Source organism: Rhodococcus sp. IEGM1428 (assembly GCF_050321865.1).
In the GTDB taxonomy this organism is placed as follows: domain Bacteria; phylum Actinomycetota; class Actinomycetes; order Mycobacteriales; family Mycobacteriaceae; genus Rhodococcoides.
This window is the reverse complement of sequence record NZ_JBNQFW010000002.1, coordinates 857,911-884,265: the sequence shown is the minus strand read 5'-3', so window position 1 is coordinate 884,265 and position 26,355 is coordinate 857,911. Positions and strand designations below refer to the sequence as shown.

The window sequence follows — 26,355 nt, the reverse complement described above, 5'->3', positions numbered from 1 at the left end:
AAGTGGGCGAAGTATTTCTCGTGGCCGGCGCACGCACGCCGCACGGACGTTACGGCGGAGCACTGGCCTCGGTGCGCCCCGACGATCTGGCCGGGCTGGTCGTCGCCGAGGCGGTCCGGCGCGCGGGTGTGCCCGTCGACCGGATCGACGAAGTGGTTCTGGGCGCCGCGAACCAGGCAGGCGAGGACAATCGTGATGTGGCGAGAATGGCCGTTCTGCTCGCGGGTCTTCCGCACACGGTGCCGGGTTACACCGTCAATCGCCTGTGCGCGAGCGGACTGACTGCAGTTGCGAATGCCGCCAGCACCATTCGCAGCGGTGAGGCCGACATCATCGTCGCCGGTGGCGTCGAGTCCATGACGCGCGCGCCGTGGGTCATGGCCAAGCCGGGGACCGCGTGGGCCAAGCCCGGAGAAATCTTCGACACCTCCCTCGGCTGGCGATTCACCAATCCGACCTTCGCCTCCCACGACGCAGGAACCGATCCCAAGATCACCCTGTCGATGGGCGAAACCGCCGAGGAGGTCGCGCTCAGCGAGGGCATCACCCGCGAGGCGTCCGACGCCTTCGCGTTCCGCAGTCAGCAGCGAGCCGTCGCCGCCCAGGACGCCGGACGCTTCGCCGACGAGATCGTGCCCGTCGCGACCAAGAACGGCGAGGTCACCGAGGACGAGACGCCGCGACGCGGAACCACTGTGGAGAAGCTCGGCACCCTGAAGACCGTCTTCCGCAAGAACGGCATCGTCACCGCCGGAACGTCGTCACCGTTCACCGACGGTGCGTCGGCGCTGGTCGTGGCGTCGGAGGAGGCCGTGAACAGGTACGGCCTGGAGGTACGGGGCCGCATCGTCACCAGCGCGAGTGCCGGTATCGCACCGCACATCATGGGGCTCGGGCCGGTGCCGTCCACCCAGAAGGCACTCGCTCGCGCAGGATGGTCGGTCGAGGATCTCGGTGCCGTCGAACTCAACGAGGCATTTGCGGCGCAGTCCCTCGGCGTCATCCGCCAGCTGAAGCTCGACGAGAACATCGTCAATGCCGACGGCGGTGCCATCGCTCTCGGCCACCCTCTCGGCTCGTCGGGTGCTCGAATTCTGTTGACGCTGTTGGGCCGGATGGAACGTGAGAAGGCCTCCCGCGGGCTCGCGACGCTCTGCGTCGGTGTCGGGCAAGGTGTGTCGATGTTGATCGAGGCACCGTGAACACGCTCGTCGTGGAGGACCTGACGGACCGCGTTGTCGTCACTCTGAATCGCGAGAAGCAGCGCAACGCAATCGATTCCGAGATGATCGGTGAGTTGCACGAGGTGTGCGCGCTCGTGGAGCAGGATCCGAGAATCGTCATCCTGACCGGAGCGGGCGAGCACTTCGCCGGGGGTGCCGACATCAATCAGCTGCGGGCCCGCACCCGCGACGATGCATTGCGCGGCATCAACCGAAACCTGTTCGACCGCATCGCCGGACTCCCCCTGCCGACGATCGCCGCGGTGCGCGGCTACGCCCTCGGGGGCGGAGCCGAGCTGTCCTACGCCTGCGACATCCGTATCGCGTCGCCGACGGCCGTGTTCGGTAATCCCGAACCAGGGCTGGGCATCATGGCTGCCGCCGGGGCCAGCTACCGGTTACCGACGTTGGTGGGAAAGTCCGTCGCGAAGCAGGTGCTCCTCGGTGGCCGGACGCTCGACGCAGAGGTGGCACTCCGATCCGGCCTGGTGCTCGACGTCGTCGACGAGCCCTTGGCCGCAGCGCATTCCCTCGCGGATCGCATTGCCAAGCAAGCACCTCTGGCACTGAAGCTGACCAAGAAGATTCTCGATGCGCCCGGTTCACACCCGTGGGCCGACGACATCGCGCAGGCCGTTCTGTTCGAGACCGAAGACAAACAACGCCGAATGACGGCATTTCTGGAGAAGAAGAAATGACAGTTCCATCCACTGTGGCAGTGGTCGGTGGCGGCCGGATGGGTGCGGGTATTGCCCAGGTGTTCGCCGCCCTCGGCTCGAGCGTCGTCATCGCCGAGGCAGCCGACCAACAAGCAGCCCTCGGTCGAGTCTCGAACGGGTTGGATCGGGCGCACGAGCGCGGCAAGCTCAGCGAGGATCCCGCTGCGATTCTCGCCCGGGTCTCCACCGTCGCCGGGCCGGCGGATCTCCCGGCCGAGCTGGATCTGGTTGTCGAAGCCGTGCCCGAGATCCCGTCGCTCAAGGTCGAGGTACTTGCTCTCGTCGACAAGATCGCCGGGCCCGACACGGTCATCGCGTCGAACACGAGCTCGATCTCCATCGCCGAACTCGGTGCGGCACTCAGCGATCCGAGCCGCTTCATCGGGATGCACTTCTTCAACCCGGTTCCGGCGTCGACTCTCGTCGAGATCGTGCGGGCGCCGGCCACCTCCCCCGACGTGGTGCAGCGAGTACAGCAATGGGTGACGCTCCTCGGCAAGACCGAGGTGCTCGTCAACGACTCCCCCGGCTTCGCGACGTCACGCCTCGGCGTCTGCCTCGGGCTCGAAGCCATTCGGATGTTGGAGGAGGGCGTCGCCGACGCCGAATCCATCGATCGCGCCATGGAACTCGGCTACAAGCACCCGATGGGCCCGCTGCGGTCGACCGACCTCGTGGGTTTGGACGTTCGGCTCGCGATCGCAGAACACCTGGCATCGACCCTCGGCGACAGGTTCACACCCCCGCAGTTGTTGCGAGACATGGTTGCTCGCGGTGACATCGGACGCAAGTCCGGTCGCGGCTTTCACGATTGGACGAACGCATGACGGTACGGTTCGACATCTCCGACGGCCTGGCGACCATCACCCTCGCGCGCCCCGAGGCGCACAACGCCCTCGACGTCGCGACGAAGCTCGCGTTGGCGGAGGCCGTTCAGAACGCCGCCGCACCAGAGGTCCGTGCCGTATTGATCACCGCCGAGGGCAAGAACTTCTGCGTCGGCCAGGATCTGGGTGAGCACGTCACCGCGCTCGAGGCCGATCCGGCCACGGCGATGGACACCGTCGGTGAGCACTACAACCCGGTCATCCGAGGGCTCGCAGCGCTCGAGGTGCCGATCGTCGTGGCCATCCCCGGCGCATGCGTCGGCGCAGGTCTCGGGATCGCACTCGCCGGCGATATCAGAGTGGCCGGCACCAAGTCGTCGTTCGCGACGGCATTCACCGGCATCGCCCTGGCCAGTGACTCGGGATTGAGCTACACGTTGGTCGAGGCACTGGGATCGAGCCGGACCGCGGGTCTGATGCTGCTCGACGACAAAGTCACCGCCGCGCAGGCACTGGACTGGGGCCTGGTGCATCGCGTCGTCGACGATGCGGATGTTCTCGAGACAGCACGCACGCTGGCCACCTCCCTCGCTGCCGGCCCCACCCAGGCCTACAAGCAGGTCAAGTCGCTGATCGCGCACTCCGGACTGTCCAACGCACTGGACCGCGAGGCGCAGGCACAGACCGCCCTGGGCCAGACCGCCGACCACAAGGCAGCGGTGGATGCGTTTCTGGCGAAAAAGAGAGCCTCCTTCGTCGGCATGTGAACAGAAACTCGACCCCTGCTACGAAGTTCCGCGCACGTGCGGCGAAGCCGCTCTCGCCGCTCTTGTGCGCGGAGCCACCCTCGAGGCATACTGGTTACCAACCGATCATTCGGTAATGAAAGTAGGACTTATGACCACTTCAAACACCTTGTCCGCCGAGACGCTGCAGGACGGGTTCGATGACACCGTCGCCCGCGAACAGCGCGTCGAGCCCCGCGACTGGATGCCCGACGGCTACCGCAAGTCGCTCATCCGCCAGATCGCCCAGCATGCGCACTCCGAGATCATCGGTATGCAGCCGGAGGGCAACTGGCTCACCCGTGCGCCGTCATTGCGCCGCAAGGCGATCCTGATGGCCAAGGTGCAGGACGAAGCCGGCCACGGCCTCTACCTGTACTCCGCCGCTGAGACGCTCGGTGCAGACCGCGCCGATCTGACGGTCAAGCTCATCGAGGGCAAGCAGAAGTACTCCTCGATCTTCAATTACCCCACCCTGACGTACGCCGACGTAGGCACTATCGGCTGGCTCGTCGACGGCGCAGCGATCTGCAACCAGGTTCCTCTGTGCCGCAGCAGCTTCGGCCCGTATGCGCGCGCCATGATCCGCGTCTGCAAAGAGGAATCCTTCCATCAGCGCCAGGGCTACGAACTGCTGGCCACCATGATGCGCGGCACCGATGAACAGCGCGCCATGGTCCAGGAGTCGGTGAACCGGTGGTGGTGGCCAGCACTGATGATGTTCGGCCCGCCGGACGACGAGTCCCCCAACACCGAGCAGTCCATGAAGTGGGGCATCAAGCGCCACACCAACGACGAACTGCGCCAACGCTTCGTGGACATGTCCATCCCGCAGGCGAAGGCACTGGGCGTCACGTTCCCCGACCCGGACCTGAAGTGGAACGAGGAGCGCAAGTCGCACGACTTCGGCGAGCCCGACTGGTCCGAGTTCATGCAGGTGATCAAGGGCAACGGAGCCTCCAACGTCGAGCGCGTCGCGAACCGTCGGGCAGCCCACGACAGCGGAGCCTGGGTCCGCGAGGCTGCAACCGCATTTGCCGAGAGGAACGCAGCATCATGAGCGAGTTCACCGCCGAGGGCGGCCACGGAGCAGTGCCTACCGAGGGTGTTCCGGTAGAGCCCAAAAAGGAAGCGGTCAAGGCTGATTGGCCGTTGTACGAGGTATTCCTCAGAGGCAAGCGCGGCCTGAACCACGTCCACGTCGGATCACTCCACGCCGCCGACGACCACATGGCCCTGCGTCACGCGCGCGACGTCTACACCCGCCGCAACGAAGGCGTCAGCATCTGGGTGGTTCCGTCCAACTCGATCGTCGCATCGTCGCCGTCGGAGAAGGATCCGTTCTTCGCACCGAGTGGCGACAAGGTGTACCGCCACCCGACGTTCTACGAGATCCCCGACAACGTTCCCCACATGTGAGATCCACACTTCAAGAGGACAAGTACTCATGACTGATCACGACAACGCCTACGAGGGCCTCGTCGACGAGGACTCGCACGGGCAGTGGGCATTCGGCACGAGCTTCGACGATCCGCTCGCCGGAGTCGACACCACCGTTCCCGACGACGTCGATCTGAAAGCCCTTGCCGCATACTGCCTCATGCTCGGCGACGATGCGCTGATCAGCGCGCAGCGCCTGGCCGAGTGGAGCACACGCGCACCGGAACTCGAAGAAGAAGTAGCGCTGGCCAACGTCGGTCTCGACCTCCTCGGCCAGGCCCGGCTACTGCTGGCCCGCGCCGCCAAAGCCGATCCGACGGTTGTGCCGTTCATCTCGGACACCTCGCCCGCACCGGCCGAGGACGCGCTCACGTTCTTCCGCGACGAGGCCGGATTCAGGAACGTACGACTCACCGAGCTCGACAACGGTGATTTCGCCAAATCTCAGGTGCGCCTTCTGGTGTTCTCGACGTGGCGGCTCGCACTCTTCACGCGCCTGCAGGATTCCCGCGATCCCGTTCTCGCCGCGGTTGCGAACAAGGGCGTCAAAGAGCTGACGTACCACCGCGACTACTCGGCACGCTGGGTCGTCACTCTGGGCTGCGGCACGGAGGAATCGAAGCGACGCGTCCGCGACGCGGTGGCTCGGATCTGGCCGTACGTCTCCGAACTGTTCGTGCCGACGGACGAGGAGATCGCACTCGCGAAGGTCGGTGTCGGCGTCGACCCACGCGACGTGCGCGAGGAGTTCGATTCCGTTCTCGCGCAGGTACTGCACGCCGCCGAGTTGGAGGCACCCGAGGGCAAGTCGGTGGGCACCATCGGCGGCCGCGGCGGCAGGCGCGGTATCCACACCGAGGCATTCGGCCCCCTCGTCGCCGAGATGCAGGTCGTGGCGAGAGCGCATCCGGAGGGAGTCTGGTGACCACTCTCGAACGAACGGCACGCGAGATCGCCGCCACCGTCATGGATCCCGAGATGCCGCTGCTCACTCTCGACGACCTCGGCGTCCTGCGCGACGTCGAGGTACGCGAGAACGGCAGTGTGCTCGTCACGATCACTCCGACGTACTCCGGATGCCCGGCGATGGCGACGATGCGCGACGACATCGCGCACAAGCTCACCGACCACGGCTACTCCGACGTCGAGATCGTCACCAGCCTCTCCCCCGCGTGGAGCACCGACTGGATCTCCGAGGAAGGCCTGCGCAAGCTTCGCGAAGCCGGCTACTCCGTACCCGGCCCCGCCCCGGCGCGGACGAGCGGTCCGGTCCCGTTGACCCTCACCGTGAAACCACGGCAGATCGCCTGCCCCCAGTGCACTTCCACCAATACCCGCCTCACCTCCGAGTTCGGTGCCACCCTCTGCAAAGCCCAGTACCGGTGCGACGACTGCCTCGAGCCCTTCGACCACGTGAAGGAAATTTGATGACCGTCACCGCCGAACCCGTACAGAAGAATCTGCGGAACAAGCCTTTTCACACGTTGACCGTCGCGGACGTCGAGTCACTGTGCGACGACGCCGTCGCCGTCACGTTCGACGTGCCCGAACACCTCATGGACGAATTCGACTTTCGCCCAGGACAATCCCTGATGCTCAGCCGCACGATAGACGGCGTCGAACATCGCCGCTCCTACTCGATCTGCGCACCGGCCGGTGCTCGTCCCCGCGTCGGTGTCCGCGAGGTCTCCGACGGATTGTTCTCCTCGTGGTTGGTCCACGACGTCAAGGCAGGCGATCGAATCGATGTTCAGGGGCCCACCGGCACCTTCCACGCCGATCCCGCCGAGGCGGGCAGGCACGTTCTCATCGCGGCCGGCTCGGGCATCACCCCGATGCTGTCCATCGCCGCCTCGGTCCTGACCAACCCCGACGCCGAAGTAGTTCTGCTGTACGGTAATCGGCGGACCCGAACGGTGATGTTCGCCGAGGAGATCGCGGACCTGAAGGACCAGTACGGCAGCCGGTTCGATGTCATTCACGTCCTGTCCAGGGAACCGCGCGAGGTCGAACTGTTCAGCGGAAGACTCGACGCCGAACGGCTGCGCGAGATACTCGACACCGTCGTCGCCACACCGGATATCGATCATTTCTGGCTGTGTGGCCCGTTCGGGATGGTCACCGATGCCCAACAGGTTCTCGGAGACCTCGGTGTGGCGAAGACCAGCATCCACGCCGAGCTGTTCTATGTCGACGACGTGCCCCCGCCGCAGGAGAAGCATCGCGAACCGGGCATCACCGGCCCGAGCAGCGAGGTCACGATCATCCTCGACGGCCGTGAGGTCACAGGTGCACTGCCGCAGGACGAGTCGATCCTGGACTCCGCCGAGCAACTGCGCTCCGATCTTCCCTTCGCGTGCAAGGGCGGGGTGTGCGGCACCTGCCGCGCGAAGATCACGTTCGGCGAGACGGATATGCGGCGCAACTACGCATTGGAAGACAACGAAGTCGATGCCGGCTTCGTGCTCACCTGCCAGACCTACCCACTCAGCGACACCGTCACCGTCGACTTCGACGCCTGAGACCAACGAGAGAGCAATCATGACCAGTGTGCTGTCCGCCCCCACAGACACCCCCGACATCGAATTCGCGTCCCGGGATCGAATCTCCACTCTCCAGTTGGAGCGCTTGCAGTGGTCACTGCAGCACGCCTACGACAACGTTCCGCATTACAAGAAGGCCTTCGACGACGCCGGTGTGCATCCGACCGATCTGAAGGACCTGTCGGATCTGGCGAAGTTCCCGTTCACCGCGAAGAAGGATCTGCGCGAGAACTACCCGTTCGGCATGTTCGCCGTCCCGCAGAACCAGGTCTCGCGCATTCATGCGTCTTCGGGCACCACCGGGCGACCGACCGTCGTCGGATACACCGCGAACGACGTCAGCAATTGGGCGGACCTCATCGCCCGTAGCCTTCGCGCAGGCGGGGTGAAGCCGTCCGACAAGGTGCACGTGGCCTACGGATACGGACTCTTCACCGGCGGACTCGGAGCACACTACGGCGCAGAACGACTGGGCTGCACAGTCATTCCGATGTCCGGTGGTATGACCGATCGTCAGATCCAGCTCATCGAGGACTTCGAGCCCGACGCCATCATGGTGACGCCGTCCTACATGCTCACGATCGTGGACGCGATGATCAAGAAGGGCATAGATCCGGCCAAGACCTCGCTGAGAACCGGTGTCTTCGGCGCGGAGCCGTGGACCGAGGAGATGCGCAAGGAGATCGAGAAGACCCTCGACATGGACGCTGTCGACATCTACGGCCTGTCCGAGGTCATGGGACCGGGTGTCGCGATGGAATGCGTCGAAACCAAGGACGGACTCCACATTTGGGAGGATCATTTCTATCCGGAGGTCATCGACCCGGTGACCGCGGAAGTCCTGCCCGACGGTGAGGAGGGTGAGTTGGTGTTCACGTCGTTGTCCAAGGAAGCGATGCCGATCATCCGGTACCGCACCCGCGATCTGACGCGACTGCTGCCCGGAACTGCCCGCACGATGCGTCGGATGCAGAAGGTCACCGGCCGCACCGACGACATGATCATTCTGCGCGGCGTCAATCTTTTCCCGACGCAGATCGAAGAGCTGATCCTCACCGTGCCCGTGCTGGCACCGCAGTTCCAGTGCGTGCTCGAGCGCGCAGGCCGCATGGACTCGATGACGGTACTCGTCGAAGCCCGCCCCGACGCTGCCCTCGACACGCACGCAACAGCAGCGGCGACGCTGAAGAAGCTCGTCAAGGACCGCATCGGCGTCAGCGTTGCGGTCGATGTCGTCGCACCGGCAGCTCTCGAGCGTTCCATCGGCAAAGCCCGCCGGCTGATCGACAACCGACCAGCCGTATGACATGAGCCCGGTGGCACAGAGTTTCGAGCAATGGCGCGAGAACGTCTCGACGGCGTTCGTGCCGCTCGACGCTGTGTCCACCGGGCCGTCGTCGTTCGAAGGCACGCTGGTCTCGTCGACGCTTGGGGCCTTGCAACTGAGTGAGGTCACCGGCCGAGAGGTCGACGTCAGGCGCACGCGCGCAACCATCCGGCGGTCCGACCCCGGATTGATCAAGGTGGGTCTGCAACTGACGGGGTGCGGCACGATCGTTCAGAACGAGCGCGAGGCCGTGCTGCGTCCGGGCGACTTCGCGGTGTACGACACCAGCGCCCCGTACGAACTGCACTTCTCCGGCAATTTCGAGATGTTCGTCGTGATGTTCCCGCGCCGAGAACTGCGCATCGACGCCCGGGAGTTGACGACCGTGGCGGCACGGCGCATCGAGGGTGCCCGGGGAGTGGGCGCGTTGGTGTCACCGTTTCTGCATACGCTGCGACGCAACGCTCTCGACGGCACTCTGCCCACCACGCCGATGCTCGAGCACGCTGTACTCGACCTTCTCGGTGCCGCTCTCGACGACGCAGCGCCGAACGAGGCTCCAGGTTCGACTCTGCTGATCGAGGCCAAGGCTCTCGTCGAATCGCACCTGTCCGATCCCTCGCTGTCCACGGCGTCTCTCGCTGCGCGTCTGCACATTTCGACGCGCTACCTGCAGAAGCTCTTCGAGTCCGACGGTCGCACGGTCGCCGGCTGGATCAGATCCAGGCGACTGGATCGATGCCACCGCGATCTACGCGACCCTCGTTTCGCCGCGGACAGCATCGGAACCATCTGTGCGCGGCACGGTTTGATCGATTCCTCGAACTTCTCGAAGCTGTTCAAGGAGACGTACGGCATGTCGCCGCGGGAGTATCGCGCCGGGTGAGAGCGCACACCGCCCTCACCCGACCACGAGCTACCTCGAGAGGATCAAATCCGAGGCCCGCTCACCGACCATGATGGACGGCGCGTTGGTGTTGCCCGACGGCACGGTGGGCATGATCGACGCGTCCGCGACCCGCAGTCCGTCGACGCCACGAACTCGAAGATCTCCTCCGACAACAGCATTGGCGTCCGAGTCCGTACCCATCTTGCAGGTGCCGACCTGATGGTGGTACGTGCCGGCGGTGTGGCGAACATATGCCCGCAGGTCGTCGCGTGTACGCGCACTCGGTCCCGGAACCACCTCGGCCTTCCGCCACGGCGCAAACGCGTCGGACGCACCGATCTCGCGGCAGATCTCGACCGCGTCGACCATCGCTTCGAGGTCGCACGGATCGGCCAGGATATTGGGATCCGCCAGTGGCAGTTCACTCGGGTCCGAGGACGCCAACCGCAACGTGCCACGCGAACGGGGAGCCACGATGCCCGGGGCGATCGTGTAACCGTTCTCGGGCACCGGATATCCATCGGCGGGGTACGGAATGTGCATGAACAGGGGCTGCAGATCGGGTGCGGCACCGGCCCATCCGGTGCTGCGGGCGTACAGCTGCGCCTCGAGCAGGTTGTTGGTGCCCGCGGCGAGCGGCTCGAGGGACTCGTAGATGTTGCTCAGCAGCAAGTGGTCGTGCAGGTTCTCGCCGACCCCCGGCAGGTCGACGACGGTGTCGATTCCTAGTTCCTCCAAGTGCCCGGACGGCCCGATTCCACTGAGCATCAACGTCTTCGGTGATCCGAGAGCTCCGCCGCACAGGATCACCTCGTGATCGGCGAACGATCGCTCCAGCTCGGAACCACCGAGGCTGTACTCGATTCCCACCGCGCGGCCGTTCTCGACCACCACCTTGTGCACGAGGGCCCCGGTGGTGACGGTCAGATCAGGGTTGTCGAGCACCGGGCCGACGAAGCTCTTCCACGCGCTCATCCGTTCGCCGTCGCGGGTGGTGGTGTGGTTGTAGCCGGCACCCACCATCTCGTCGGCGTTGAAGTCGTCGATCAGCTTGTGCCCGTGTTCGACGGCCGCGTCGACGAAGGCCGCCGCCAGTGGATGCGGGGTACCCATGATGGACACCGGCAGTGGCCCGTCGCCGCCGTGGAACTCATTGGCACCGAGCTCGTGTGACTCCGAGCGCTTGAACAGCGGCAGCACGTTCTCCCAGGCCCACCCGGCATCGCCGGTTGCGGACGCCCACCCGTCGTAGTCGCTGGAATGCCCTCGCACGTAGATCATTCCGTTGAGGGACGAGCTGCCGCCGAGTACGCGTCCGCGCGGCCAGAAGATCCGGCGATCGTTGGCGTGCTTCTGCGGAGTGGTGAACAGTCCCCAGTCCTGCGAGCCACCCAACAGCGTGGGCCAGCCCTGCGGTGAGTGGATCGCCGGATCGGTATCCACCGGTCCAGCTTCGATCACGTGCACGGTGTGCCCTGCGTCGAGCAACCGCCGGGCGATGACGCTTCCTGCTGATCCTGCTCCCACTACGATGTAGTCCGTCGACATGCGCTGCCTCTTTCTGTTGTGACCGTCGACACAACAGTGGCCGAATCCGCGAGCACATTCTTGTGACTGCGCGCACACATTGTGGGTCAGATGCGCACCACCAGGAGCGAGCTCGGTCAGAAGGCCATCGGTGCCATTCCCAGGATCATCAGTGCGGAACCTGCGGTCACTCGTCGCCCGGGCGGGTTCGTGCGCAGCAGGTGGATCGTCACGGCCATCCACCCGACCAGGAGCAGCGCGGCGATGATCCTCGGATCCGCCTCGACTCCATGCCCGTGCCGCATCGACGACTGCGGTGCCGCGTGGGAATGCATCGGCGGCAGCATCATCAGCAGCACGGCCATGCAGGTCAGGTCCACAGCGCACGGGATCGACCGTGTTCTGTTCTGCCGGTCTGCGGTGACGTGTACGGCAGCCGCAACAAGAGCGAGTATCGAGATCAGCGCCATGGACGGGTCGGCGCCGAAGGCCACCATGGCCGCCATGACAGTGCCCATGCACAGGTGTGCCCACCGCACCCGCCCCGTGTGGTGGCCACGTCCGAGCAGCGGAAGAACAGCACCCATTGCACCGAGCGCCATCAGCACCGTCATGACCATCGGTGTCAGCCCGTCGGCTCGAGATCGAGGGCGCGAGATCCAGCCAGCCGAGCCACGAGGAGCCCACCGACGAAGAACACCGCAACGACGATCAACAGCAGCGCGGCGAGCACTTCGGAACCACCGATCAACAGAGTGAAATTGTCCAACACGAGACCGAGGATCGCCACCAGACCCATGGTTCCGAGCGCCGGGGCGACAAGGGTGTGCCAGGTGCGTCTGTCCACGGTCGATCGACGAAAGAACGCGATGATCGCTGCGCCGGTCAGGATCATCAGGACCAGGATGCTCACGGTGGCCAGTCCGGACATCCAGGTGAACAGCTCCAACACCGGATCTGCTCCTGCGGCCGCGAAGACCACGAGAACCACCGTCGCCGAGGCTGTTTGGAACAGTGACCCCATGTGTGGGGAGCCGTGCCGAGAGTGCGTGCGCGCCAGCATCGACGGGGCGACACCTTTACGAGCGAGCGCGAAGACGTACCGGCCGATCGCGTTGTGGAACGCGAGAAGGGCGGCGAACAGACTGGTGACCAACATGATTTCCATGATGTCCGCCGACATCGGGCCCAGGTACTGGGCTGCAGCCGCGAAGGTCAAGCCCGCCGTGTCGTCGGCAGCGGCCTGCGCGACGGACGCACTGCCGAAGGCGAGCACCACGGCCCAACTCGACACCGCATACACCAATCCGATGGTGACGACAGCGGCGTAGGTCGCGATCGGAACGGTCCGCGTGGGGTTACGTGCCTCCTCACCGTAGATCGCGGTGGCCTCGAAACCGATGAACGAGGCAATGGCGAACATCAGGGCGATTCCCGGGGATCCGCTGAAGAAGGCCGAGGGAGTGAAGGATTGGACGTCGATGCCGGCGGCACCGCCCTTGGCGAACACCGCGACCGACAGGATCACGATGATGCCGATCTCGAGCACCAGCAGGACCCCGAGCACCTTGGCACCGAGATCGATGCTGCGGTAGCCGAGCAGCGCCACGATCGCGACGAGGCCGAGCGCCCACACCCACCACGGGAGATCGGGACCGCCGTACTTCACCACGAGGCTGTCGACGGTCGATGCCGCGAGGCCGTAGATGCCCGCTTGAATGGCGGTATAGGTCAGCAGGGCCAGACCTGCAGCTCCGAGGCCCATGGTTCTCCCGAGCCCCTTGTCCACGTAGGCGTAGAACGCACCGGTGTCCACCATGTGTCGGCTCATGGCCGCGTAGCCGACGCTGAAGATCAGCAGGACGATCGCCGCGACGATGTAGGCGAGCGGAGCGCCTGCACCGTTGCCTGTCGCAATCATGACCGGTAGAGCACCACCGATGGCGGTCAACGGTGCCGCAGCGGCGATGACCAGGAACACGATCCCGACGACGCCGATGGAACCGCGCAGTGCGCCTGCCGAATTCGACTGTGTTTCAGACATTCTGCTCACCGCCTGCGCAACTGGAGACGGCACAGTGCGTAGACGTCGAGCGCGGCACGTCGAGGGTGGGGTTGCGGTCGAAGAATCCTGCAGGCTTCAGTTTGAAGCCGGTGTAGTCCACCGGCATGATCGGCCAGTCCTCGGGCCGCGGGAAGTGGGTGAGACCGAAGGTGTGCCACAGCACGATGTCCTCGTCGACGAGGCTACGGTCCGATGCAACGAATGCAGGCAGGCCCGCTCCCCCGTGATGCTGGTTGACGAAATCGCCTGCGGCATAACGTTCGCTCCGGTCGAACTGCGTCACCCACAGATGCTTGGTGGCGAACGTGGCCCGTCGTGCGATCGACGAGTTGTCATCGGCCAGCAGCAGCGGCTGACCCTCGGGGTGCAACGTGTATCCGACGGGCTTTCCGAGCCGGCTCAACGAGGTGGGATTGGTGACGTGCCAGACGCGGCCGACCGTACCGTCGGCAACGCGTTGGGCCTCGGATTCGGTGGCGAGCGGGGTGTGTCGCAGAGCAAAGGCATTGCCGTGCAGGTTGTCCGGCCCCATCGGCACCCGGCGGGTCTCGATTTCCTCGACGGAGTTGCCGATACCGTCGACCATCATGTCGAGTCGCGCGCTGAACAGGTGCTGGTGGCACGGCGCTCCGAGCCCCGGGGCGATCTCTGTTGCGTATGGGTAGTCACCACCGGGATGCCCGGAGGTGAAGACGATTCCGGTTGCCTTGACCTCGAATTCGATGGTGCCGTCGAGGTACAGGTACCAGAAGAAGCCGTAGTCGTAGTTGCCGATGGTGGTGAAGAAGGAGATCACGAGTCGGCGCTGGCGGCGGGTCTCGTGCGAACCCGACCACAGATCGGTGTGCTTCCAGAGCACCCCGAAGTCCTCCTCGTGCATGCACACGGCATTCGTCAGCGTCTTCGGATTCCCGAATTCGTCCGCGATCACAGCATCGAAATACGTGATGTCCCCGACGCAGTCGCAGCCGAGTTCGAGGGAGTTCGCATACCGCCCCACCAGGTACTCACCGGTGTCGAAGTAGTTCTGCCACGACCGCACCGGCGATGGATCACCGTAAGGCACAACCATTTCGGCGATCGATGCGCGATGGATGATCGGGCGAACGGTACCCCCGTCCTCGAAGCCGATCTGGTGCAGAACAAGACCTTCTCGCACATCGAAGCCGACTCGGAACGACCACTTCTCCCAGTCGACGAGATTGCCCCGCACCGTGAAGCTCGGACCGTCGGGTTGGGTGATCTCGATCGGCTTCTGCGTGGTGCGGAGCGGACCGGTGACGGACAGATCGTCGAAGTTTCCCGATTCCTCGGGGATGGGGACCGCGCCGAGATCGACGACCTTGTCCACCGTCCGGTTCATCACGTCGACGAACGCAACCAACCCGTCGATCGGATGCGCCCAGGCGTGATCCGCAGGGTGGTCCTGCCGAAAGGCCAAGCCGCGCAGTATGCGTCGACCATGCTCCCCCGGGTAGTCGAACACCCCGGCAGACAGCGGTGCCACTCGCACATCGGCTACGTCCAGTCCGCGGGCGGCCAGCGCGGCGAGCCAGGCGGGATCGGTGGCCAGCACGCTCTCGACGAGCTCGAATTCTTCGTCGAGTACCGGCATCTGACCGTCGCGGATCGCGTCGAGCCGGGTGTGGCCGATCACCTGACGGTCGTCGAGGGAGACGAGAAGGTCGACGGCATCGGGTGTCGAGATGTCGTGCAGCAGCACTCGAAAGATCCGTCGGGTAGTCGGTTCGGCGACGTACAGCTCGGACTTGTCCGGTTCGTCGAGTCCGACGTAGACGAACCGGGTTGCGGCCGTGGCGAATCCGGCGGCGTCGACGATGTCTCGAACCTGTGCGATCTCGTCTTCGGTGGGCAACGACAAGGCGTGGTCGATGGAGTGGGGCGTGAGGGTTGGCATGAGTGTTCCTCGAGGTCGGGGGTTGGTTCTACAGACGTTGAATAACAAGGGCATGCGGAAAGGCGCGAGTCACCCGCACAGAGGGTGGTTACAGCTGAGATATGAACCGATCGAGCATCTGGAACTGCCGATCGGCGGTGGTGTCGTCAGGGGTGAGCACGCCGAGAATCTGCATACCCATCATCATGTTCAGCAATGTTTCGACGGCGAGATCGACATCGAAGTCGCCGGCGTCGCCTTCCGCGCGAGCCTGCTCGAGAAACTCTGCCATTCGCGTCCGCCACGACACCAGGGACCGACGGTTGGTCTCGTCCATGTGCTCGTCGTACATCGCGCGCTGCCACAGCGAGACTGCAATTCTCGCCTCGAGCAGAGTCTCGTCGGTCGTCGGCATCACTTCTCGGCAGAAGATGCGAAGGGCATCGAATCCTGTTGCCTCGCCGAGTGCTTCGTCGATACGGCGGTTAGTCGCCTCGAAGACGTGCTCGAACGCGGTTCGGAGAATCTCGTCCTTGCCCGCAAAGTAGTGGCTCAGCGCGCCGTTCGTGTATCCCGCCTCGGTCGCGATGTCCCGCATGTTCGCGGCATCGATCCCCTTGGCAGCGATCAAACGCCAGGTTGCCGCGGTGATCGCGCGGCGGCGTTCGTCGTGATCCACGAGCTTGGGCACAGCCCTACGGTAGCGGCTCCCCGCTTGGACCTAGGGTTCGGGCATCGTCATCATCGCCTTCCGATCCATTCGGACGTTGTTCTACGTCCGTTGAACTAAATCTTCCGACCTGCTCGTTACGAATCGAGTTTCCTACGGTAAACACCGCGTTACCCCAGGTGAGCGGAACCTCGACCCCTGCTACGAAGTTCCGTTCACCTGCGTCAGCTCTAGAGAACTATCGTGACGACCTTCTCTTCGGTGTTGGCCTCGATTCCGGCCCACCCGAGCTCACGGCCCGTGCCGCTGGACTTCATGCCGCCCCACGGGAGCGCGGGATCGATTGCTGCCCAACCGTTCACCCACACCGCACCGGAACGAACCTGCGCGGCCAGGGTGTGTGCCCTCGACACGTCGCGGGTCCAGATCGAGGCGGCCAATCCGTACACGGTGTCGTTGGCGATGGCGATCGCCTCATCGGCCGTATCGAACGGAATCACCGTGCCGACGGGTCCGAAGACCTCTTCCTGCGCGATCTTCATGCCGTTGTCGGCGTCGGCAAAGATCGTCGGCTCGACGAAATAGCCTGCCCCGTCCGGTCGACTGCCACCGGCCGCCACTCGAGCTCCGCCGTCGCGTCCGGCCTGGATGTACCCCAGAACCGTGTCCCGCTGCGTGGCGTTGACCAGTGCACCCATCGTCGTCGACGGATCGAACGGATCGCCCAGTACCTGCGCCGATGCCGCGGCGGCCAGGCCGTCGACCACCTGCGAGTACAGCGAGCGATGCACCAGCACTCGGGTTCCGGCAGCACACACCTGGCCCTGGTTGAAGAACAGTCCCATCGCGGTTCCGTTGATCGCTGCCTCGAGATCCGCGTCCTCGAGGATGATCTGCGGCGACTTACCGCCGAGCTCGAGCGTGGTCCGCTTGAACGTGTCGGCGGCCTTCTTGGCGATGAGCTTGCCGACCCGCGGGCTGCCGGTGAAGCTGATCTTGTCGACGTCCGGATGGCCGACCAACGCGTCGCCCGTCACTTCCCCCAGTCCTGGAACAACATTGACCACTCCGGCAGGTACGCCCGCCTCGTCGATCAGACGAGCCAGATGCAGGATGGACAACGGCGCGTCCTCCGGCGGCTTGATCACCACGGTGTTTCCCGCCGCCAGCGCAGGCGCGAGCTTCCACCCGGCGATCATCAACGGGGTGTTCCACGGGACGATCATGCCGATCACACCGACGGGCTCGCGCACGGTGTACGAGTGCGTCGGCTGCCCGAAGTATCCCGCAGTGGGGATGGAGCTTCCGGTGATCTTGTCGGCCCAGCCGGCGAAGTGCCGGAAAGTGGCTGCGGCATTGGGGATGTCGAGCATCGCCGGCTGACCCACCGGCTTGCCGACATCGAGAGCCTCGAGCCGCGCCAACAGATCCCCGTCCCGCTCGATGAGGTCGGCGATCCGGTTGAGCAGCTTCCCCCGAGTCGCACCGGGGGTTGCGCCCCACTCGCCACCCAGTTGTCCGCGGGCCGCACGCACCGCGGCATCGACGTCCGACGCGGTGGCCGCAGCAACCTCGGCCAGAGGCTGTTCCGTGGTGGGGTTGATATCGGTGAAGGTGCCTCCGTCGGATGCACCGCGCCACTGCCCTGCGATGTAGAGCTCGGTGGCGGTGCCGGTCGGCAACGACGGTGCGGCCGATTCCTGTACTGCGGTCATATGTCAAAGCTCCTTCTCGGGTGCCGATCACGGCACCTGTGGCGTGTCCGTTCCCAGATTGCGCCCGCGGCGGCTCGGAGGTCTTGTGTGATCGCGCACACATTGTGCGATAGATGCGCACCACCGATCGACCTCCACGCGTGACGATCGTGTGTCGAGACATCGGGACCCGGTTACCACCGTGTTTCGCCGCCCCGGCGTGCGACGGAGAGTCAATTTTTCCGACACGACGAGGCCATCGAACGGCCTTTCAGCAGGCAAAACTGGGGCACTCCCCAACGAAAGGCCCTTCCATGAACCACCATCAGTTCCGCGCCGCAGCAGTCCAAGCCGCGCCGATCTTCCTCGATCTCGACGCCTCTATCGACAAGGCGATCGGCCTGATCGAGGACGCAGCTCGCGCCGGAGCCGAGCTCGTCGCGTTTCCCGAGACCTACCTGCCCGGCTATCCCTGGTACATCTGGCTCGACGCACCGGCATGGGGATTCCAGTTCACGCAGCGCTATTTCGACAACTCACTCGAGTACGGGACACCGCAGGCGGCTCGAATTGCGCAGGCCGCCAAAGACAACCACATCATGGTCGTGATGGGTCTGAGCGAGCGTTACAAGGCCAGCCTCTACATCGCCCAGTGGATCATCGACGCGGAAGGCAAGACCGTCGCGATGCGTCGCAAGCTCAAGCCGACTCACGTCGAACGCACCGTGTACGGCGAGGGCGACGGATCCGATCTGTCGGTGTACGAGACCGACCTCGGACGCGTCGGCGCACTGTGCTGCTGGGAGCACTTGCAGCCACTGTCGAAGTACGCGATGTATGCCCAGAACGAGCAGGTTCACATCGGAGCGTGGCCCAGCTTCTCGCTGTACACCGGGGCGGCCTATGCCCTCGGACCCGAGGTCAACACGGCTGCCAGCCGCATCTACGCCGTCGAAGGTGGCTGTTTCGTCATCAGCCCGTGCGCGACGGTCTCGCCCGAGATGATCGACATCATGTGCACCGACGACGCCAAGCGCGCGATGCTCACCGCGGGTGGCGGTCATGCCCGCATCTTCGCTCCCGACGGCCAATTGATGCACGAGCCGCTTGCACACGATGAGGAGGGCATCGTCTACGCCGACATCGACACCAGTCTGATCTCGATCGCCAAGGCTGCCGCCGACCCGGCCGGCCACTATTCGCGTCCGGACGTGACGAGACTGTGGCTCGACAAGACTCCCGGCGACCGCGTCGTGTCGGGTGCGCAGCCTGCCGTGAACGCGCGGTACGACTTCACCGAGGACGTCGCCGCCGAGGTACGTCTCGAGATCGCCGAGCACCTCGCTCTCGACGAGGCCGGCGCCGGTGTCTGAGCTCGAATCCGCGATACCCGACCATCTCGTCGTTCCACGGTCGTGTCCGCGCAGAACACCCGAGAGCTACCAACCGCCCTTTCCGTCCTACGTTGCCCGTTTTCCGGTGTCCACCGAGCGAGTCGTGATGGGCTACTTCGGAATACAGGGCATGCCCGACGCCTCCCCGTGGGGTGACGAAGGCCCATCCCGGACGGACCGGGCGCGCTACACCGACGAGGAAGGTATCGACACGACGGTGTTCATCGGATACTGGGACGACGTGGCAAGGTTCGACCGGTGGTTCGACACCGTAGGCCACCACTGGACGAGCGTCCGAGGTCGCTTCGTCGAAATCATCAGACCGACCGTCGACCGGTACGAGACACTGTTCTCCTCCACCGGACGGATGGAAGGTGTTGCCACACTCACTGATTCACTCAGTGAGACCATCGAGGAGCATGCCTACTGGGGCGGGGTTCGCGATCGAATCCCGTTGTCGCAGAGCGACTCACTCGCTCCCATCGGGGAGCCTCGGATCGTACGCGAGGGCGACAGAGTCAGGATCGTGCCGCAGGAGAACCTCTGTCTCATCCGATCCGGGCAGGATTGGGCCGATACCGCCGGGTCCGAGCGGGAGATGTACCTGCGAGACGTCGAACCGGTGTTGCGTGCCGGTATGGACTTTCTCCGCGACGACGGTCTGTCCATCGGCTGTTTCGCCAACCGGTACATGACCGTCGTGACCGACGACGGCACCGATACCGACAAATCGTTCGGCATGAGTTGGTGGCGCAGCCTGAGCGAGCTGGAAGCATGGGCCGAGTCGCATCCGACGCACGTGGCGATCTTCGGTGCTGCGGCGGAAGTATCTGTCGACGATGGGGCCCGCGGCGTCGCTGAGGCTCTATCACGAGGTCACCGTGGCAGCGGCGGAAGAGCAGTACTTCGAGTACTTCGGCTGCCACGACCGCACGGGTCTACTGCGTACCGCTGCGGAGCGTTCTACTCTGTGAGGAGACGGGAGGTACCTGAGATGGCCGATCCGCTGCGCACCGACTCCGTCGACCGAGCCGATAGCGTCGATTTCTGGACCGCTGCGGTGAGTAGGACCTACGTCGATCTCGAATGCACGATTCCCGAGGACGCGTCCGCAATCACCGGACATATCGAGTCCACCGGACTTGCGACTCTCGGATTGTCGCGAGTGTCCGCGACGGCTCAGAGCGTGCTGCGGACGCCTGCAGGTATCTCCCGAACCAGTGACGACTACTTCCTGGTCAGTGTCCAGACATCGGGCACCGGGTTCGTCGTTCAGGACGAGCGAACGGCAGTCCTACAACCGGGAGACTTCGCGCTCTACGACACCACCCGGCCCTACAGCCTTCGCTTCGACGACCCGTTCGCCCAGTACGTGTTGATGCTCCCCGGAGCAACGCTGAGAACACTCGTCCGGGATACGGGTTCGCTGACCGCGCGGGCGGTGTCCGGGCGACACGGCGCGGGAAAACTGCTCGTCAGCATGATCTCGTCGATCATGGACGACGCCGACATGAGTGCCGCGTCGGCCGAGGCCGTGTCGCAGAGCGTCGAGTACATCCTGGTCGCAGGTCTGGTCGGCCTCACCGGGGTCGAGAAACCGGCACCGTATGCGGCGTCCGAGAGACTCGGTGAGATCAAACGCGCGATGACCGCACGGCTGCGAGATCCTGATCTGACCGTGACGGAAGTGGCTGCTTCCCTGCACTTGTCGCTGAGCACGGTGCACCGCGCCTTTGCCGGTGAGCCGTGTACCGCCAGCGAGTGGATCTGGATGCAGCGACTCGACGGCGTCAAACGTGCTCTGTGCGAACCGCAGAATGCCCGCACGACCATCGGAGCCCTGGCTGCATCATGGGGGTTCACCGACCCGGCCCACTTCAGCCGCGCCTTCCGGGCGCGCTTCGGCTGCACCCCCAAAGACTTTCGCGACAGCAACCGCGGGTGAGCCCAGATCCCCAATGACCCTGCCGGCGTGGGCCGCCCACCCAGTACGGTCACGAAATGACTCCCGTGCTTCTACGAAAATCTCTGTGATCGCGCACACATTATGCGGCGGACGCGCACCGAGTGAAGCGATGCTGGACGGCGTGAACACCACCGCGAATCGCACCTACGTTTTGATCGGCGGAGGAACCGGAATCGGCTATGCCGTCGCCGAGAAGCTGATTGGGCTCGGGGCCCGCGTGGTCCTGGGCGGCCGTACCAGCACCACCCTGGAACAGGCTGCCTCCCGGCTGGGAGGACACACGAGATGGGCGACTGTCGATACCTCCGAAGACGAGTCGGTCCAACAGTTCTTTCGCTCGGTGGACACCGTCGACGGGATCTTCACGACAGCAGCCGGTTACCGCACCGGGTCGATGCGGGAGCTCAGCATCACCGATGCAAGCACCCCGTTCGAGTCGAAGTTCTGGGGTCAGTACCGCGTGGTCAAGGCCGCCCTCGAACTGCTGACCGCTGATGCGTCCATCGTGCTGATGTCGGGGGCTGCCAGTGTTCGCCCGCCCGCTCCGGCTCCCGCGTACGTCGCAGCAAATGCCGCAGTCGAAGGCCTTGCCCGCGGATTGGCCGTCGAACTGGCTCCGATTCGCGTCAATGCGATTGCCCCGGGAACCATCGACGGTCACTTGTGGTTGCAGCGCGAAGAGAGCATTCGTACAGCAGCTTTCGAGCAGTACAGCCGCGATGCCCTGTTACGTCGCCCCGGCCACGAGCACGAAATTGCCGATTCCGTCGTCTACCTACTGACGTCGACGTACACCACCGGATCCACCCTGTACCCGGACGGCGGCTACGCGTTGCGCTGAGCAACCCTGCGACATCAGATCCCGAGCGAGCCTGCCAGCGTCGGCCAACTCTTGGGCAACTGGTCCACCCAGTACGGCCATGAGTGCGTCCCGGTCTCGGTGAAATCGAAGGTGGCGGGGATGTTCAACTGACCGAGTCGGTCCGCAAGTCGGTGGGTGCAATAGTTCGCCCCCACCTCGATGAGACCGCCGACCACCACAACATCCAATGCTGATGCGCTGTCGAAACTCTCGTGCGGGCCCGGTGCCCCGGTTCCCACCGACACGTATACGTCGGTGCCGCGCAGACTCTCTGCATTGACGACCGAATCGTGCTCCGCCCAGGCAGGATCGAGAGGTCCGCCCCACATGTTGTCGGCGTTTCCACCGAAGGCTCCGACGATGGCCCGAATACTCGCCTGGCCCAACGGCTCCGAGGACGCGAAGCACCCGCTGTACGACGCCACCCCGGAGTAGACATCCGGGTTACGTGCGGCCAGCATCATGGCCGATTGAGCACCCATCGACAGCCCCGCGATCGCGTTGCGTCCGTTGCCGTCCACGGCTGCGTCGATCAACGGCGGAAGTTCCTTCGTCAGGAACGTCTCCCATTGGTACCGGCCGAGCTTCGGATCGTCGCGCTGCCAGTCCGTGTAGAAACTGCCGGGGCCTGCCAGCGGCAGGACGACGTTGACATTCTTGTCTGCGAAGAATTCGGCGGCTCCACCTTTGCGCAGCCACATGCTGTTGTGCGGATCCTCTTCACCGATGCCGCTGAGCATGTACAGCGTCGGGCGCGATCCGGTCTTCACGGCCGGAGTCAACACCTGCACCTCGACGATTCCGCCCATGGCAGGCGAGTCCACACTCAGCGTGCGCAGGGTGTCGGACGCGATCGCGGTGTCGACGATGCGAGCAGCGGAGTCGGCCGGAGCGGCGACAGCCACGCCGATCGAGGACAACGACATCGCTGCAACGACGATGAACGGGGTGAAGATGCGTCGACGACGCATGGCGATCCTCCGGGAAATCTCGAGGGAAACAGCGAATCGACACGGAGCATCGCACAAGTTCGGACGGGATAGTACGTCGAGGACGAAGTTGGTCGAACGGGACCGACCGAGACTCTGTCACCGGTCATCTCTCGAAGCAGTTTCCCTGTTTTGCAGCGTTTTTCGGACACACAACTCGATTCGAGCTAATTTGTTAGTGCACGAACCATTCGTGCACTAATTGAATCTGTTAGCCTGGTTGTCGTGAACACCACCGACGATCCACTCGCACTCGATCGGCAAGTCTGTTTTGCGCTCGCCGTCGCCAACCGTGCTGTGCTGTCGGTGTATCGGCCACTGCTCGAGCCGATGGGGCTGACGCATCCCCAATATCTGGTGATGCTGGCACTGTGGGGCGAGTCGCCGATGTCGGTCAAAGCCATCGGATCGGCGTTGCAGCTCGACTCGCCCACGCTTTCACCGCTCCTCAAGCGTCTGGAATCGATGGGGCTACTGTCCCGCAAGCGAAGCCCCGAGGACGAACGCGTCCTGCTGATCGCGCTCACCCCGGCTGGGACCGCACTGAGAACGAGAGCAGAGAAGATCCCGCCCGCCGTCGTGCAGAAGCTCGGCGTATCACTGGCCGAACTGGACGATCTTCGACGCGTCCTCACCCGTGTCAACGACGCGGCCATCGCAGCAGGAGCACTGTCATGAACACTCGCTCGAACCGGAACCGACCGTCCTTCGGCCAATGGCTGGGCTACGCCGTCCTCGGCCGCAAACTACCCGACTCCCTGCAGGATTGGGTTCGACGCGACCTCGTCGGGCCGGGTGCGACGCCGCGTCACATCCTGCGGTCGATGATTCCGTTCCTGCCGATCTTCATCGGATTCTTCGTCTTCTTCCCCGGAGCGATCTGGCTACGCGCGTCGATGGTGTTGCTCAGTCTGCTGCTCGCGCTGTTCTACACGGCGGCGTACATGGACCAGAACCGCGCCCGTCGCCTCGAAATCCATGGGTTACCCGCTGATTTGAAGAGTGAGAAGAAGATGGCCGACATGCAACGCGAGCGCGAGAACTACCGCCGCAATCACTGACCCTCGCGGCTGAGTCCGGCGGTGAAGTCGTCGGTGATCATGGTTGCCAGGTCGCGAGTTTTGCGGTTGGTGTTCTGCGACAGTTCGGTCAGTTGCGTGAAGGCCGCGTCGGCGTCGATGCGGTACACCGACATCAGGATTCCGACAGCACGGCCGATGGCCGCGCGGGTGTCGAGGGCGCTGCGCAGCGTCGCGGCCTGGTTGTCGCTTTCTTCGAGCAATTGCTCGCGCATGCGGGACAGTTCGAGGTGCACTCGGACGCGGGCCACCAACTCGCGGTCGTGGAACGGTTTGACGATGTAGTCGTCGGCACCGCGCCCGAGTCCGTCGAGCACGAAGTCGGTTCCCGCCCTTGCAGTCAGCAGGATCACCGGTACTCGCTGCAGGGCGTCGTCGCGGCGGATGTCGCCGACGAGGTCCAGTCCGCTGCGTCCGGGCAGCATGACGTCGGTGAGCACCAGTCCCGGTGTCGTCGAGCGCGCGCGATCCAGCGCGGTCTCGACATCACCTGCTGTTGTGATGGTCCATCCTTCGTCGGTAAGCAGCCGAACGAGGTAGTTGCGCATGTCGATGTTGTCTTCGACGAGCAAAATGTCCGGGCTGTCGATGGTGACGGTTGCCGGTTCGTGCGGTGCGAAGATCGCGGATACCGAATCCACAGCCGGGATCGGTCGATCGACGCCCGCGATCGACTCGACGGGCAGTCGAGGTACCACCACGGTGAAGGTACTACCGACACCCACCTGGCTGTCGACGTCGATGCGTCCGTCCAGGGCCGTGATCAGATCCGACACGAGCGCGAGTCCGATCCCGGACCCCTCGATGCTGTGCGCCCCGGATCGTTCGACGCGGTGGAACCGATCGAATATTCGGGGCAGATCGTCCTCGGGAACGCCCAGACCGGTATCCGCGACGACCAACCGAATCGCGTCCGCGTCGGCACCGAGGCGGACTGAGATGCGACCGGCCGGGGTGTATTTGACGGCGTTGGCGACCAGGTTGAAGACGATCTTCGCCCACATCTCTCCGTCGGTGAGAACGACCACGTCCTCGGCGTCTACCACGAGCTCGAGGCCCTGATCCGACACCACCGCCGCGAACACCGACGCACAGTCACGCGTCACCGCGGCCAGGTCGGTGGGCTCGAGACGGGCGCGCAGCCGGCCGGCGTCGGCGCTGACGACGTCGAGCAGATCGTCGACGAGACGGCGGAGCCGAGTCGACGCACGGTGGACGACGTCGAGGGAGTCGCGGTCGGAGTCGGTCAGGATCGACGTGGTGCTCTCGCGCACGGCGTCCAGCGGGCCGGCCAATAGCGTGAGCGGAGTCCTGAACTCGTGTCCGACGTTCTCGAGCAGTCGAGTCTTGGCCTCGTCGGCCTCGGCCAGAGCCGCGACGCGACGCCGTTCCATTTCGAAAGCATGCGAGGCGGTCAATGCCGTGGACACTCGCTCGGCCACTGCGACGAGGAACGAGGTGGCCGAATCGTCGCGGGCTCGAAATGCATCGACTCCGACCAGCAAAGCACCGATGGGTCGAGCGTGTCCGGCCAGCGTCAGCGGAACGATCACCGCATTCTCGACCGCTCCGTCCACGTCGACGGTCGCGCGAGTGATCCGTCCGTCCGAGACCCCGACAACGTCGGCGAGGTCCCAGGTAGCGGCCTCGCAGCCGAGGGCGCCCGCGGTCGCGATGTGCTCGAGTTCTCCGTCGTCGGCAAGATCGCGTCGCAGGTACGCCGCCACCAGAGGGAACTCACGTGCTTCGTTACCCAGCGCCTCGACTGCGGCGCGGCAGATGCCGACGGGGCCACCGGTGTCGTCGCCGGTCAGCGACCCGAGGGCGAGGAGCGCATGCATACGGCGCTCGCCGAGCACCTGCATCGTCACCTCCGTCGTGGCAACGAACACACCCAGCACCGTGCCGCCCGGCCCGAAGATCGGGCTGTACGAGAAGGTCCAATACGTCTCTTCGGGGTAGCCGTACCGATCCATGACGAACATCTGACGAACGCCGTGCACCGGCTCTCGACCACCGACCACCTGTGCACACAGCCCCCCGACGTAGTCCCACATCTCGGACCAGCATTCGCTGGCCCGCTGACCTGCCGCCCGCGGAAACTTGTCGCCGAGAAAGTTCGTGTAGGAGTGGTTGAAGATCTGCACCAGGTGGGGACCCCACCAGATCAGCATCGGGATCGTCGACGGCAGGACGGTGCGCACGGCCGTCACCAGCTCGTTCGGCCAACTCTCTACCGGTCCCACATCGGTGGCCGCCCAATCCAGCTCACGAAATCTGGCGTCCGTGGGGTTGTCGCCCGGAAAAAGTTCGACCGACCTGGCCGAACCGTTGTCGGGTCGTGCGGAGTTCATCGCCTCGTCCTTCGTCACCAGCGTTCCGCGGGAGTTCGGCGGTCGCATTCTCGGCATCGATACTAGCCGAACGACCGGTATGCAGGCGTTTCGCTCATCCTCCGT

Annotated in this window: 24 protein-coding genes; 16 read left to right on the top strand and 8 right to left on the bottom strand. The window is 64.6% G+C overall.

Annotated elements, in window-relative coordinates; all coding sequences use genetic code 11:
- Nucleotides 1-2 precede the first annotated feature (2 nt).
- From ACQR3T_RS12710 to ACQR3T_RS12660, 11 genes are all read left to right on the top strand, one after another.
- On the top strand, nt 3-1,202 hold the full coding sequence (locus tag ACQR3T_RS12710) for a thiolase family protein (protein ID WP_428693649.1): 1,200 nt from the start codon (nt 3-5) through the stop codon (nt 1,200-1,202).
- Nucleotides 1,199-1,921, top strand: coding sequence for an enoyl-CoA hydratase/isomerase family protein (locus ACQR3T_RS12705; RefSeq protein WP_428693648.1), 723 nt, complete (start codon nt 1,199-1,201; stop codon nt 1,919-1,921). The genes ACQR3T_RS12710 and ACQR3T_RS12705 overlap by 4 nt, the downstream gene beginning before the upstream one ends.
- Complete coding sequence (locus tag ACQR3T_RS12700; RefSeq protein ID WP_428693647.1) at nt 1,918-2,769, top strand: 3-hydroxyacyl-CoA dehydrogenase family protein; 852 nt, start codon at nt 1,918-1,920, stop codon at nt 2,767-2,769. The genes ACQR3T_RS12705 and ACQR3T_RS12700 overlap by 4 nt, the downstream gene beginning before the upstream one ends.
- Entirely contained in the window at nt 2,766-3,536 is a 771-nt protein-coding gene (locus tag ACQR3T_RS12695; protein WP_428693646.1) for an enoyl-CoA hydratase-related protein, read from the top strand. The genes ACQR3T_RS12700 and ACQR3T_RS12695 overlap by 4 nt, the downstream gene beginning before the upstream one ends.
- Nucleotides 3,537-3,666: 130 nt before the next feature.
- A complete protein-coding gene (gene paaA, locus ACQR3T_RS12690; RefSeq protein WP_428693645.1) occupies nt 3,667-4,614 on the top strand; it encodes a 1,2-phenylacetyl-CoA epoxidase subunit PaaA in 948 nt (315 codons plus the stop codon).
- The gene (gene paaB, locus ACQR3T_RS12685; protein ID WP_037175753.1) at nt 4,611-4,973 is read left to right on the top strand and encodes a 1,2-phenylacetyl-CoA epoxidase subunit PaaB; all 363 of its coding nucleotides are present in this window, start codon (nt 4,611-4,613) and stop codon (nt 4,971-4,973) included. The genes paaA and paaB overlap by 4 nt, the downstream gene beginning before the upstream one ends.
- A gap of 28 nt (nt 4,974-5,001) precedes the next feature.
- The gene (paaC, locus tag ACQR3T_RS12680) at nt 5,002-5,919 is read left to right on the top strand and encodes a 1,2-phenylacetyl-CoA epoxidase subunit PaaC (RefSeq protein ID WP_428693644.1); all 918 of its coding nucleotides are present in this window, start codon (nt 5,002-5,004) and stop codon (nt 5,917-5,919) included.
- Nucleotides 5,920-5,960: 41 nt separating this feature from the next.
- Nucleotides 5,961-6,422 (top strand): 1,2-phenylacetyl-CoA epoxidase subunit PaaD, encoded by a 462-nt coding sequence (gene paaD, locus ACQR3T_RS12675; RefSeq protein ID WP_428693918.1) that lies wholly within the window; start codon nt 5,961-5,963, stop codon nt 6,420-6,422.
- Complete coding sequence (gene paaE, locus ACQR3T_RS12670; RefSeq protein ID WP_428693643.1) at nt 6,422-7,516, top strand: 1,2-phenylacetyl-CoA epoxidase subunit PaaE; 1,095 nt, start codon at nt 6,422-6,424, stop codon at nt 7,514-7,516. The genes paaD and paaE overlap by 1 nt, the downstream gene beginning before the upstream one ends.
- A gap of 19 nt (nt 7,517-7,535) precedes the next feature.
- The gene (gene paaK, locus ACQR3T_RS12665; protein WP_428693642.1) at nt 7,536-8,843 is read left to right on the top strand and encodes a phenylacetate--CoA ligase PaaK; all 1,308 of its coding nucleotides are present in this window, start codon (nt 7,536-7,538) and stop codon (nt 8,841-8,843) included.
- 1 nt (nt 8,844) lies between these two features.
- Nucleotides 8,845-9,750 (top strand): helix-turn-helix domain-containing protein, encoded by a 906-nt coding sequence (locus tag ACQR3T_RS12660; protein WP_428693641.1) that lies wholly within the window; start codon nt 8,845-8,847, stop codon nt 9,748-9,750.
- Between the two features lie 30 nt (nt 9,751-9,780).
- On the opposite strand, the gene ACQR3T_RS12655 is transcribed toward ACQR3T_RS12660, so the two are convergent.
- From ACQR3T_RS12655 to styD, 6 genes are all read right to left on the bottom strand, one after another.
- A complete protein-coding gene (locus ACQR3T_RS12655; RefSeq protein WP_428693640.1) occupies nt 9,781-11,301 on the bottom strand; it encodes a GMC family oxidoreductase in 1,521 nt (506 codons plus the stop codon).
- A 116-nt stretch (nt 11,302-11,417) separates the two neighbouring features.
- Entirely contained in the window at nt 11,418-11,894 is a 477-nt protein-coding gene (locus ACQR3T_RS12650; protein WP_428693639.1) for a DUF5134 domain-containing protein, read from the bottom strand.
- 11 nt (nt 11,895-11,905) lie between these two features.
- Complete coding sequence (locus tag ACQR3T_RS12645) at nt 11,906-13,324, bottom strand: APC family permease (protein ID WP_428693638.1); 1,419 nt, start codon at nt 13,322-13,324, stop codon at nt 11,906-11,908.
- Entirely contained in the window at nt 13,317-15,263 is a 1,947-nt protein-coding gene (locus ACQR3T_RS12640; RefSeq protein WP_428693637.1) for a primary-amine oxidase, read from the bottom strand. The genes ACQR3T_RS12645 and ACQR3T_RS12640 overlap by 8 nt, the downstream gene beginning before the upstream one ends.
- 88 nt (nt 15,264-15,351) lie before the next feature.
- Nucleotides 15,352-15,921: a TetR/AcrR family transcriptional regulator gene (locus tag ACQR3T_RS12635; protein WP_428693917.1), complete on the bottom strand. Its 570-nt coding sequence runs from the start codon at nt 15,919-15,921 to the stop codon at nt 15,352-15,354.
- 221 nt (nt 15,922-16,142) lie between these two features.
- Entirely contained in the window at nt 16,143-17,627 is a 1,485-nt protein-coding gene (styD, locus tag ACQR3T_RS12630; protein ID WP_428693636.1) for a phenylacetaldehyde dehydrogenase StyD, read from the bottom strand.
- Nucleotides 17,628-17,920: 293 nt separating this feature from the next.
- Here styD and ACQR3T_RS12625 point away from each other — a divergent pair, with 293 nt between their 5' ends.
- From ACQR3T_RS12625 to ACQR3T_RS12615, 3 genes are all read left to right on the top strand, one after another.
- On the top strand, nt 17,921-18,979 hold the full coding sequence (locus tag ACQR3T_RS12625; RefSeq protein ID WP_428693635.1) for a carbon-nitrogen hydrolase family protein: 1,059 nt from the start codon (nt 17,921-17,923) through the stop codon (nt 18,977-18,979).
- A complete protein-coding gene (locus ACQR3T_RS12620) occupies nt 18,972-20,945 on the top strand; it encodes a phenylacetaldoxime dehydratase family protein (RefSeq protein WP_428693634.1) in 1,974 nt (657 codons plus the stop codon). The genes ACQR3T_RS12625 and ACQR3T_RS12620 overlap by 8 nt, the downstream gene beginning before the upstream one ends.
- A gap of 130 nt (nt 20,946-21,075) precedes the next feature.
- Nucleotides 21,076-21,807 (top strand): SDR family oxidoreductase, encoded by a 732-nt coding sequence (locus tag ACQR3T_RS12615; RefSeq protein ID WP_428693633.1) that lies wholly within the window; start codon nt 21,076-21,078, stop codon nt 21,805-21,807.
- A gap of 14 nt (nt 21,808-21,821) precedes the next feature.
- On the opposite strand, the gene ACQR3T_RS12610 is transcribed toward ACQR3T_RS12615, so the two are convergent.
- Entirely contained in the window at nt 21,822-22,799 is a 978-nt protein-coding gene (locus ACQR3T_RS12610; protein WP_428693632.1) for an alpha/beta hydrolase, read from the bottom strand.
- Between the two features lie 243 nt (nt 22,800-23,042).
- On the opposite strand from ACQR3T_RS12610, the gene ACQR3T_RS12605 reads away from it, so the two are divergent.
- Together ACQR3T_RS12605 and ACQR3T_RS12600 are read left to right on the top strand one after the other, a co-directional pair.
- The gene (locus ACQR3T_RS12605) at nt 23,043-23,495 is read left to right on the top strand and encodes a MarR family winged helix-turn-helix transcriptional regulator (RefSeq protein ID WP_428693631.1); all 453 of its coding nucleotides are present in this window, start codon (nt 23,043-23,045) and stop codon (nt 23,493-23,495) included.
- On the top strand, nt 23,492-23,878 hold the full coding sequence (locus ACQR3T_RS12600; protein WP_032379870.1) for a DUF5313 family protein: 387 nt from the start codon (nt 23,492-23,494) through the stop codon (nt 23,876-23,878). Before ACQR3T_RS12605 ends, ACQR3T_RS12600 begins: the two co-directional genes overlap by 4 nt.
- Here ACQR3T_RS12600 and ACQR3T_RS12595 read toward each other — a convergent pair.
- Entirely contained in the window at nt 23,872-26,307 is a 2,436-nt protein-coding gene (locus tag ACQR3T_RS12595) for a response regulator (RefSeq protein ID WP_428693630.1), read from the bottom strand. The two genes, ACQR3T_RS12600 and ACQR3T_RS12595, sit on opposite strands and share 7 nt — an antisense overlap.
- Nucleotides 26,308-26,355 lie beyond the last annotated feature (48 nt).

Bases quoted from the DNA above. Each gene is read 5' to 3' on its own strand.
- ACQR3T_RS12595 (WP_428693630.1), bottom strand. From the start codon at position 26,307: ATGCCGAGAATGCGACCGCCGAACTCCCGCGGAACGCTGGTGACGAAG.
- ACQR3T_RS12695 (WP_428693646.1), top strand. From the start codon at position 2,766: ATGACGGTACGGTTCGACATCTCCGACGGCCTGGCGACCATCACCCTC.
- paaB (WP_037175753.1), top strand. From the start codon at position 4,611: ATGAGCGAGTTCACCGCCGAGGGCGGCCACGGAGCAGTGCCTACCGAG.
- ACQR3T_RS12700 (WP_428693647.1), top strand. From the start codon at position 1,918: ATGACAGTTCCATCCACTGTGGCAGTGGTCGGTGGCGGCCGGATGGGT.
- ACQR3T_RS12655 (WP_428693640.1), bottom strand. From the start codon at position 11,301: ATGTCGACGGACTACATCGTAGTGGGAGCAGGATCAGCAGGAAGCGTC.
- paaK (WP_428693642.1), top strand. From the start codon at position 7,536: ATGACCAGTGTGCTGTCCGCCCCCACAGACACCCCCGACATCGAATTC.
- paaD (WP_428693918.1), top strand. From the start codon at position 5,961: ATGGATCCCGAGATGCCGCTGCTCACTCTCGACGACCTCGGCGTCCTG.
- ACQR3T_RS12600 (WP_032379870.1), top strand. From the start codon at position 23,492: ATGAACACTCGCTCGAACCGGAACCGACCGTCCTTCGGCCAATGGCTG.
- ACQR3T_RS12645 (WP_428693638.1), bottom strand. From the start codon at position 13,324: ATGTCTGAAACACAGTCGAATTCGGCAGGCGCACTGCGCGGTTCCATC.
- paaA (WP_428693645.1), top strand. From the start codon at position 3,667: ATGACCACTTCAAACACCTTGTCCGCCGAGACGCTGCAGGACGGGTTC.
- ACQR3T_RS12615 (WP_428693633.1), top strand. From the start codon at position 21,076: ATGCTGGACGGCGTGAACACCACCGCGAATCGCACCTACGTTTTGATC.
- paaC (WP_428693644.1), top strand. From the start codon at position 5,002: ATGACTGATCACGACAACGCCTACGAGGGCCTCGTCGACGAGGACTCG.
- styD (WP_428693636.1), bottom strand. From the start codon at position 17,627: ATGACCGCAGTACAGGAATCGGCCGCACCGTCGTTGCCGACCGGCACC.
- ACQR3T_RS12660 (WP_428693641.1), top strand. From the start codon at position 8,845: ATGAGCCCGGTGGCACAGAGTTTCGAGCAATGGCGCGAGAACGTCTCG.
- ACQR3T_RS12610 (WP_428693632.1), bottom strand. From the start codon at position 22,799: ATGCGTCGTCGACGCATCTTCACCCCGTTCATCGTCGTTGCAGCGATG.
- ACQR3T_RS12650 (WP_428693639.1), bottom strand. From the start codon at position 11,894: ATGACGGTGCTGATGGCGCTCGGTGCAATGGGTGCTGTTCTTCCGCTG.
- ACQR3T_RS12625 (WP_428693635.1), top strand. From the start codon at position 17,921: ATGAACCACCATCAGTTCCGCGCCGCAGCAGTCCAAGCCGCGCCGATC.
- paaE (WP_428693643.1), top strand. From the start codon at position 6,422: ATGACCGTCACCGCCGAACCCGTACAGAAGAATCTGCGGAACAAGCCT.
- ACQR3T_RS12640 (WP_428693637.1), bottom strand. From the start codon at position 15,263: ATGCCAACCCTCACGCCCCACTCCATCGACCACGCCTTGTCGTTGCCC.